The 8833-nt window shown below is 42.6% G+C and carries 9 protein-coding genes and 2 pseudogenes; 7 read left to right on the top strand and 4 right to left on the bottom strand.

Translation table 11 applies throughout. From position 1 onward, the window contains the following. Nucleotides 1-514 precede the first annotated feature (514 nt). The 5 genes and pseudogenes from IM462_RS04785 to IM462_RS20950 form a co-directional block, all read left to right on the top strand. Entirely contained in the window at nt 515-1336 is an 822-nt protein-coding gene (locus IM462_RS04785) for an Rpn family recombination-promoting nuclease/putative transposase (RefSeq protein WP_287699670.1), read from the top strand. Between the two features lie 105 nt (nt 1337-1441). Beyond that, entirely contained in the window at nt 1442-2512 is a 1071-nt protein-coding gene (gene hypE, locus IM462_RS04780; RefSeq protein WP_104396953.1) for a hydrogenase expression/formation protein HypE, read from the top strand. 251 nt (nt 2513-2763) lie between these two features. After that, entirely contained in the window at nt 2764-3108 is a 345-nt protein-coding gene (locus tag IM462_RS04775; RefSeq protein WP_002732104.1) for a hydrogenase maturation nickel metallochaperone HypA/HybF, read from the top strand. Beyond that, nucleotides 3099-3935 carry a hydrogenase nickel incorporation protein HypB gene (gene hypB, locus IM462_RS04770; protein WP_287699671.1) on the top strand — a complete coding sequence of 279 codons (837 nt, stop codon included), beginning with the start codon at nt 3099-3101 and terminating at the stop codon, nt 3933-3935. Before IM462_RS04775 ends, hypB begins: the two co-directional genes overlap by 10 nt. 46 nt (nt 3936-3981) lie before the next feature. Further along, nucleotides 3982-4062, top strand: a pseudogene (locus IM462_RS20950) (transcriptional regulator); the annotation flags it as partial. Nucleotides 4063-4212: 150 nt separating this feature from the next. Here the strand turns inward: IM462_RS20950 and IM462_RS04765 are convergent. Next, nucleotides 4213-5217, bottom strand: a complete 1005-nt coding sequence (locus IM462_RS04765; RefSeq protein WP_287699672.1) for a sulfate/molybdate ABC transporter ATP-binding protein — start codon at nt 5215-5217, stop codon at nt 4213-4215. Between the two features lie 284 nt (nt 5218-5501). Here IM462_RS04765 and IM462_RS04760 point away from each other — a divergent pair, with 284 nt between their 5' ends. After that, nucleotides 5502-6299, top strand: coding sequence for a sulfite exporter TauE/SafE family protein (locus IM462_RS04760; protein WP_147073092.1), 798 nt, complete (start codon nt 5502-5504; stop codon nt 6297-6299). A 10-nt stretch (nt 6300-6309) separates the two neighbouring features. Here the strand turns inward: IM462_RS04760 and IM462_RS04755 are convergent, their stop codons facing one another. Beyond that, nucleotides 6310-6744 carry a YidH family protein gene (locus IM462_RS04755; RefSeq protein ID WP_061432697.1) on the bottom strand — a complete coding sequence of 145 codons (435 nt, stop codon included), beginning with the start codon at nt 6742-6744 and terminating at the stop codon, nt 6310-6312. A gap of 132 nt (nt 6745-6876) precedes the next feature. Then, the gene (locus tag IM462_RS04750; protein WP_287699673.1) at nt 6877-7560 is read right to left on the bottom strand and encodes a cadmium resistance transporter; all 684 of its coding nucleotides are present in this window, start codon (nt 7558-7560) and stop codon (nt 6877-6879) included. A 146-nt stretch (nt 7561-7706) separates the two neighbouring features. Between IM462_RS04750 and IM462_RS04745 the strand changes: the two genes are divergently transcribed. Next, nucleotides 7707-8627, top strand: a complete 921-nt coding sequence (locus IM462_RS04745) for a LysR substrate-binding domain-containing protein (protein ID WP_287699674.1) — start codon at nt 7707-7709, stop codon at nt 8625-8627. Between the two features lie 103 nt (nt 8628-8730). Here the strand turns inward: IM462_RS04745 and IM462_RS04740 are convergent. Next, nucleotides 8731-8833, bottom strand: a pseudogene (locus IM462_RS04740) (IS200/IS605 family transposase); the annotation flags it as partial.

Genomic DNA, 8833 nt, shown 5'->3' with positions numbered 1-8833 from the left:
TTGTTGACACCCTTACTGACAAAGAAAAAACTGAAATCAAGTCAGGATAAGGGTTGGAGTGCTTACTGCAAAAATTGTTAAGAAAGATCCCTATAAGGGATAGCTTGATAAGGGGGGTGCCGATAGGCGGGGGGATCCCCCCTTAATCCCCCCTTAATAAGCTGTCCTTTAGTCACATCTTTCTTAACATTTCAAACCTTTGTCGCACATGGCTTTCAAGACTCGGTTAACAATCTGTAATATTCCTTGTTGACACCCTTACTGACAAAGAAAAAACTGAAATCAAGTCAGGATAAGGGTTGGAGTGCTTACTGCAAAAATTGTTAAGAAAGATCCCTATAAGGGATAGCTTAATAAGGGGGGTATCTGACAACTTTTAACACCTACCTACTTAGCTTTTCCCGGATCGGCTTTTAGCATTGGTTTTGGCAAAGATAACTGCTATAATCAGGCTAATTAGTAGTAAAACTCTCTATCTCTATATTTTTGCATAGTTTACACCACAAGTCCGGGCATGAAAACCGACAGTATTTTTTATGATCTTTTTCAATTTTATCCGTCAATTTTCTTTGAATTAATCAATCTTTCCCCCAGAGAAGCAGAGAATTACCGCTTTGATTCCGTCGAAATCAAGCAACTAGCTTTTCGTATTGATGGCGTATTTTTGCCCAATATTACCGATCCTAGCATTCCTATTTATTTCTGCGAGGTGCAATTTCAAGATGATCAGAATTTTTATGGCCGTTTCTTTGCTGAAATCTTCTTATATCTCAGTAAAACTGCTTTTAACAATGATTGGCGCGGGGTGGTCATTTATCCCCATCGTCGGGTAGAATCAGATCAGGTTGTACGTTATCAAGACTTATTGACATCTGGGAGAGTGACGCGAATCTATTTAGATGAACTAGATGATATTAATCAAGATTCCCTCGGTATTGCCACTATAAAATTAATTATTGCTAAAGAAAATCAAGCAGTGGCAACAGCCAAACAACTTATTGAACGAGTGCGAACTGAATTTACCCAACCGCAAAACCTCCTACAATTAATAGAAACGATCCTTATTTATAAATTACCACGTCTAAGTCGCCGGGAGATAGAAGCCATGTTTAGTTTAGATGAACTGAAACAAACCCGTTATTTTCAAGACGTTCGAGAAGAAGGTAAACTGGAAGGTAAACTGGAAGGTAAACTGGAAGGTAAACTGGAAGGTAAACTGGAAGGTAAACTAGAATCTGTGCCGCGTTTATTGGCTTTAGGTTTAACGGTAGAACAAATTGCTCAAGCCTTGGACTTAACTGTAGAAAAAGTGCGAGAAATACCAGAAACCCATTAAGCTAATCTATCCGTAAGCTATGACAGCGTTTCTGATCAAGATAAAGTTTAACCTAATTTGCTATCGACCACCGACTCGCCAAAATGAAAACTTCCTACCTCACTTATGACTAGCACTCCTTCAGCTTCTTTAAGATTAAAAAAAACAAAAATTACCGACACAAATATCACTCTCTCCCATGGCAGCGGTGGCAGCGCAATGCGGGATTTAATTAATGAGATATTTGTGAATAATTTTGATAATAACCTACTGGCAACCCTTGAAGATCAAGCCCGATTTGAAATTAAAGATTTAGCTGGAATAGGCGATCGCTTGGCATTTACCACCGATTCCTATGTGGTTTCTCCCCTCTTCTTTCCGGGGGGTGATATTGGCAGTTTAGCAGTCAATGGAACCGTTAATGATTTGGCTGTCGGTGGGGCAATTCCTCTCTATCTCAGTTGTAGTTTTATCCTCGAAGAAGGTTTATCTATCGACACACTAAAAACCATCGTTACGAGCATGAAAATAGCCGCCGAAAAAGCAGCAGTAAAAATCGTCACCGGGGATACAAAAGTCGTTCCCAAGGGACAAGGAGATCAAATATTTATTAATACCTCTGGAGTGGGAGTAATTCCGGCTGGAATCAATTCCGGGGCGAATAATTTACAAGTTGGCGATCGCATTTTGATTAACGGTTTTCTGGGGGATCACGGAGCCGCCATTCTGATTGCTAGGGGCGAATTAGACCTGCAATGCACAATCGAAAGCGATTGTCAAGCCCTGAATTCTTTAATTTCTGCAATTCTGGCCGTTTGCCCGGAAGTTAAAGCGATGCGGGATGCCACTAGAGGCGGATTAGCCACGGTTTTAAACGAATTTGCCCAAAGTTCAGGGGTGGGAATACAGGTACAGGAAACGGCGATCCCCATCCGGGAAGAAGTGCGAGGAATGTGCGAATTATTGGGTTTAGAACCGCTTTATCTGGCAAATGAGGGCAAATTAGTCCTTGTCGTGCCTCCGGAGGCGGAAAATCGCGTTTTAGCAGTGATGCGTTCCCATCCTGACGGTAAAAATGCCGCTTCTATCGGGGAAGTCGTCGCTTCTCCCCCCAATTTAGTTTACTTAAAAACCCCTTTCGGCACTAAAAGGATTCTCGATATGTTAGTCGGTGAACAATTACCGAGAATATGTTAATTAGGGTTTGCTGAAAAAGTTTGTTGTTAGGGTTAGAAGTCAGGAGTCAGTAGTCAGTAGTCAGTAGTCAGGAGAATTAAAAATGAATAATAATCAATTAAATGGTCTATTTACAGATTTTAGGCAATTTAATCCTTATTTTTGCTGTTTTGAACCCTCAAATAGTTGGGGTTTTGGGGTTTTAGTTGAAATTTCCCTGTTCCCTGTTCCCTGTTCCCTGATAACTGATAACTGATAACTGATAACTGAAAATGCACGAACTAGGAATCACCCAAAATATTATCGAACTTGCTTTAGAACATTCCCGAGGAATGAAAGTTAAGCGCGTGGTGTTAGAAATTGGTAAACTAACGGCAATTATGCCAGAATCGATCGCTTTTTGTTTTGATACCTGTTGTCAAGGTACTAATATAGAGGGGGCAATGTTAGAGATTCTGGAAATTTCCGGTTTAGGACAGTGCCAAGATTGCGGAAATGAGCTAGAACTAGAATATCCCTACGGAATCTGCGATCGATGTGGTAGTCGCAATATAATCATTTTACAGGGTCAAGAATTAAATCTTAAATCGTTGGAGACAGAATCCTTATGTGTATAACCTGTGGTTGCTCTGATAACTCGGAAGTAACGGTAACTAATCCGCAAACGGGAACCCATGAACATATTTTAGCCGATGGTACTGTTATTAGTCATAGCCATCATGCTCACGATCATGCTCACGCTCACGCTCACGATCATGAGCATCCCCATCATCCTGCGGAAATTCACGCTCAAATTCATGGTAATATTCTCCAAGTTGAGCAAAATCTGCTGGCAAAAAATAATCTATTAGCGGCACAAAATCGCGGTTGGTTGAAGGGTAGAAAAACTGTTGCTCTTAATCTGGTTTCTTCCCCCGGTTCGGGAAAAACTACCCTGTTAACTCGCACAATTTCCGATTTAAAAACCGCTATTCCTATCAGTGTGATTGAGGGAGATCAAGCTACAGCTAATGATGCTCAAAAAATTAGTGAAACCGGTTGTCAGGTTATCCAAATTAACACCGGAACAGGTTGTCATTTAGAAGCATCAATGGTAGAGAGAGGATTAATCGAACTCGATCCACCGATGAATTCTTTAGTCATGATCGAAAATGTCGGTAATCTAGTTTGTCCTGCTTTATTTGATTTAGGAGAAAATGCCAAAGTCGTCATTCTTTCCGTCACCGAAGGGGAAGATAAACCGATTAAATATCCCTATATGTTCCACGCTTCTCAAGTCATGATCTTGACAAAAATAGACCTACTGCCCTATGTTAATTTTAACCTCGATCGCTGTTTAGATTACGCCTATCAGGTTAATCCCAATCTGAAAGTTTTTCAAGTTTCCGCTACCACAGGAGAAGGTTTAGATGCTTGGTACGGTTGGTTAAAATCGCTGGTTTAAGTTAAGTAGTAACACACCCAAAAAGTTCAGTCTAACCGAAAGAAAAATGACCCTAGCACTTGATGACAATATTTATAATCAACTGTTGACTAAATTTCAACCCAAGATTATTGAAAATGAGGAAGAATAAGTAGCCTATACTCAACGGATTTAGTCTTATTTGCATAAGACTCCTAAGGGTGTGCAGGTACATGATGCGAAGCTAGTAGCAGCCGTGTGCATTCATGACCCTACACCTATTAGGACTTTCGTCAGGTGCTAACAATAAAGCTGACTTTTAGGCAAAAACGCGAGCATCCCGAGGACGAACATAAACTTGATCCCCGACTTTGAGATGCAGTTGAGCCAGTTGTTCTCGATTCAGATGGGCAATCAGGAGAGAGCGATCCGGTAGAATTAATTCCACATCGATGGCCCAACCCAGATGGATAATGCGCTCGACTTTTGCCTCAATGCTAGACCCATTGGGAGAAGAGAGAATTTCCAGGTCGTGGGGACGAATGAAAATCTTGACTCCGTTAGTACCCCCCCCAAGCTGCTCGAACAGTGCAGCCGAGGTTGGTGGTAAAACATTCACCCGGCCGATAAAACTCATCACAAAAGGAGAGGCAGGATGATCGTACACCTGATCGGGAGTCCCCACCTGTTCGATTTTACCCTCATTAAAAATTACGATCTCGTCGGCCACTTCCATGGCTTCCTCTTGGTCGTGGGTGACAAAAACACTGGTGACATGGACCTCCTCGTGTAACTGCCGCAACCAAACCCGCAGCTCTTTTCTAACTTTGGCATCCAATGCCCCAAAAGGCTCATCTAATAATAATACTTCCGGTTCCACCGCTAAGGCCCGGGCCAGGGCAACCCGTTGACGTTGACCCCCGGATAGTTGGGACGGATAGCGATCGCCCAATCCCTGCAATTGAATTAAACTCAAGAGACTGTCCACTCGTTTTTGAATGTAGTCGGGGGTAGCTTTGCGAATATTTAGACCGAAAGCGATATTCTGACGCACCGTCAGGTGTTTAAAAAGCGCATAATGCTGAAAAACAAAGCCAATATTCCTTTTTCTGACATTTAAATGGGTTGTGTCTTTGCCGTTGATGATAATTTTGCCTGTGTCGGGGGGTTCTAATCCTGCGATCGCTCTCAGGAGAGTGGTTTTTCCCGAACCGGACGGTCCCAGCAGTGCCACCAGACGATTCGATTTGATCTCTAGGTTGATGTTGTCTAAAGCGGTAAAGGTGCCGAATTGTTTCGATACCTGCTCGATGATGATACTCACGGTGGTTAATCCTCTGGCAAAAAATGTATAGGGTTTGACCGTATTTTAACCATGATTTAATCTCAATCGTATTAAAATACACTTACATTTTACAAGATAGCAAGAAAATTAAGTTTCGATTCGGGAGATTACTGGTTGTAAACAGAGACTAAAAAGATTAAACAGCGATAAAAGCTTAATATTACTTTTTTTCGCTCTTTTAGTCGGTTCTAAAGGCTTAATTAATCAATTTTGTCTCTTAACCACCAGAAACGCACCGGAGAAAAGAGACAACTGAGGCAAAAATGGACTATTCTTTATTGACAATATTTAGCTTTTTTATCGGAATTGTCGTGGGATTAACGGGAATTGGCGGTTCATCCTTGATTACACCCCTATTAATCTTTGTATTTCAGGTTCCCGCTACCACCGCAGTGGGTTCCGATGTGGTCGCGGCCGGGTTGATGAAAGTGGTCGGCACCGTTCGTCACTGGCAACAGCAAACGATCGAGTTAGAAGTGGTAAAATGGCTAGTAATTGGCAGTGTACCCGGTTCTCTGTTAGGATTAGTCGGTTTTCGCTATTTTCAGCAGAATAGCTCTCTCAATCTCGATCAATGGTTGCCTCCTATCATCGGTCTTGTCTTGATGATCGTGACTGTCCTAGCGGCCCTAGAACTACTAATCTCCTTATTTTTTCCCGATTTGTCCCCTTGGTCCTGGCCAAAATTAGATTTAACCACTCGCTCTGGTCAGATAAAAACAACGATATTAGGGGCAGTTTTAGGCTATTTGGTCGGTTTAACCAGTATTTCCAGTGGTTCCTTATTTGCATTGGTCTTGATGACCTTTTTTCACCTTGATTCTCGCAAATTAGTCGGTACAGATCTATCGCAAGCGTCCATCCTCTTAACCTGTACTTCCATCGGTCATCTGGGATTAGGAACAGTAGATTGGAATCTGGTACTTCCCATCTGGTTGGGTGGGATACCGGGGGTAGTAGTGGGAGCAAGATTATCGGAATATTTCCCCAAAAATGCCCTAAAAATACTGCTTTATACGGTTCTAGTCACGGTCAGTTGGCGCTTACTCCAACCAACCTAACCCCCAGAGTTCACTCGAAGGTCATCATACTACCCATCAACAGATCGGGACTGGTGGCGACAAAATAGATAATTCCCGCACCGAGAATAACGATCGCTAAACTAAATAGTACCACCCATCGATCGGCTGGTTCGTAGGTATCTTCATCTATATCTCGTCTGACTGTAAAATAATGGGCTGTGGTCAAAAATACGGTCAATAAACCTACTAAAGCAAACATTAAGCCCAATTTCCAGCCGTAACCGGGCCGGGGAACCAGAGGAGGATGAAAGGCCCGTAAGCGCAGGATAACCATACCAAAACCCATTAATGCGATCGCTGTTCGCATCCAAGACAGATAGGTGCGTTCATTGGCCAGATGATCGCGGACTCGATTGGGATTGACTTTTTTCGGTGTAATGCTGGTCTTGCTTTCCGTCACTGGTGATTTGAGAAAAAATAACATGATCGAGATGACTAGGGGTCAGTTTCAAGTTGATCGCTTGAGAAGATGATGTTATTCTATGGCACTTGAGTTATAGATGGTATGGAAAAAATCTAAAATCTCTTTTTAGATGTATTTGTATTGAATCAAAAATTAAATAGATTCTGCTTGTTGCTGGAAAAGCGCCCATCCATAGCTTAAGGATAGGGCCAAGAAAGCCAGGGGAAGACTTTCCTTGATCATAAACACACCCAAACCGATCAACACACAGGGGACAAAGTGGCTGCCGTGACTGCTAATTAAATTAGCGATCGCTGGTAATTGGGTTAACTGATGAGCAGTAAAACACCAAACACCCACCAAGATCAGAAAAACGCTGACGATAGTGACTAAATTTGGCCAGGTATTACTAGCGAACAGCGGCAGATAAATCCCTATATTATCGCTGCCATTGGCGATGGTAATTGCCGCCACAGCACCGGTTTGAGGGGAAAACCAGGCCAGCAAAGGAGAAGACGGTGCTGATTCTACAGCCATCTCCAGAGGATTATCCGTCTCGGTTTCTTCTCGCTGCCAGAGACTCCGAATCCCGAAAATCACCGGCAACAGGCCGAGAAAACGAATCCACTGAGCCGGAATCAAGAAACTCCCGAAAAAACCGGTTAAACTCGCCAAAATCAGCAGTATAAAGCCTAAATACTGACCGATAACGATATGACGACGGCGAAAAAGTTTATTGACCTGGGCGAAAAGAATCGTCAAAATCAGGATGTCATCGAGATTAGTGGCAATAAAGGCCGCTATTGCTGTGGATATGGCAGTAATCATGGTAGTCATAGGATTTTTTCCTTAATCGGCTCTTCTGGTCTCGATCGCCCTACTTCTACTCTAGAAAGAGCCATTAATAAAATCAAATATTCTTTCTTGTTGATTTAATAAATTAAAATGATGGAAAGACCAATAGAGACAAAAAACCCCTTGCCATGGCCAGAATGACCCTAGATCAACTGGAAATCTTTCTAGCGACTGCCGAACATCTCCACTTCACCAAAGCAGCAGAAGCTTTATATATCACCCAACCGGCCGTCAGTGCCGCCATTGCCTCCCTAGAAAGTGAATACGGGGTGAAATTATTCCATCGCGTCGGTCGTCACATCGAGATCACGGAAACAGGACGTTTATTGCAATTAGAAGCGCAACGCATTCTCACCCAGGTAACTTTGACAGAAAGGGGATTAGCGGAATTCAACGACTTGCAACGGGGAGAACTACAATTAGGGTCGAGTTTGACTATTGGTAACTATTGGCTCCCGGCAAAAATTAGCGATTTTCAGGAGCGCTATCCGGCAATTAAGATCAACTGCACCCTAGCTAATACGGAAGAAATCTGTCTGGGTACGGCTAACGGACGTTTTGACCTAGCATTAATCGAGGGAGAAGTCAAGAGTGATTTAACACATTGTTTAGAACAGGAGATCGTCGGCAGCGATCGCCTATTAATTATTGTCGGACGTTCTCATCCCTGGTATAAAAGAGAAGCGATCGAATTACCCGAATTAGTGGAAACCCCTTGGGTAATGCGAGAATCGGGATCGGGAACTCAACAAAGATTCGAGGAAGCTTTACAGAATTGGGGCATCGATTTACGGACATTAAAGGTGACTTTGGTGTTAAATACGGGGGAAATGGTGAAAGCAATCATCGAGAATAGTTTGGCAGCTGCCGGGATTTCCGAATTAATGGTTCAAAAGGAATTAGAATTAGGCACATTGCGATCGATTCGAGTCATCGATACTTCCGGTTTATCACCTCGCTATCTCGAATTTACGCGCCCTTTTTTAAAAATAAAACACCGTCAGCGCTTTCAACCCCGCGTCTGTCAAGTTTTCGAGCAGATGTTGTAATCTGATAGAAGTCACCGAAAATTAACCGGAGAGAAAATAAAGCTATGTAAGGGAAATTATTTTTTGATGAACTACCCCGCCGCAAGCGGACGGGGTATCAGAATCAAAATAGACTCAATTGTAGATTTTGGTGTAGCTGCAGGTATTCTTTATCTTGTTCTTTTACATATCTCGCTATCATACCTTCATCCCCATGCTTTCCTACC

Source organism: Microcystis sp. M144S2 (assembly GCF_020246065.1).
Taxonomy (GTDB): domain Bacteria; phylum Cyanobacteriota; class Cyanobacteriia; order Cyanobacteriales; family Microcystaceae; genus Microcystis; species Microcystis ichthyoblabe_A.
The sequence above is the reverse complement of the archived record's forward strand: the minus strand, read 5'-3'. Positions and strand labels throughout refer to the sequence as shown.

What these genes read in the sequence shown, in the direction of transcription:
- hypB (WP_287699671.1), top strand. Translation starts at nt 3,099, where the DNA reads ATGTGTATAACCTGTGGTTGCTCTGATAACTCGGAAGTAACGGTAACT.
- IM462_RS04775 (WP_002732104.1), top strand. Translation starts at nt 2,764, where the DNA reads ATGCACGAACTAGGAATCACCCAAAATATTATCGAACTTGCTTTAGAA.
- IM462_RS04745 (WP_287699674.1), top strand. Translation starts at nt 7,707, where the DNA reads ATGGCCAGAATGACCCTAGATCAACTGGAAATCTTTCTAGCGACTGCC.
- IM462_RS04750 (WP_287699673.1), bottom strand. Translation starts at nt 7,560, where the DNA reads ATGACTACCATGATTACTGCCATATCCACAGCAATAGCGGCCTTTATT.
- IM462_RS04755 (WP_061432697.1), bottom strand. Translation starts at nt 6,744, where the DNA reads ATGTTATTTTTTCTCAAATCACCAGTGACGGAAAGCAAGACCAGCATT.
- hypE (WP_104396953.1), top strand. Translation starts at nt 1,442, where the DNA reads ATGACTAGCACTCCTTCAGCTTCTTTAAGATTAAAAAAAACAAAAATT.
- IM462_RS04760 (WP_147073092.1), top strand. Translation starts at nt 5,502, where the DNA reads ATGGACTATTCTTTATTGACAATATTTAGCTTTTTTATCGGAATTGTC.
- IM462_RS04785 (WP_287699670.1), top strand. Translation starts at nt 515, where the DNA reads ATGAAAACCGACAGTATTTTTTATGATCTTTTTCAATTTTATCCGTCA.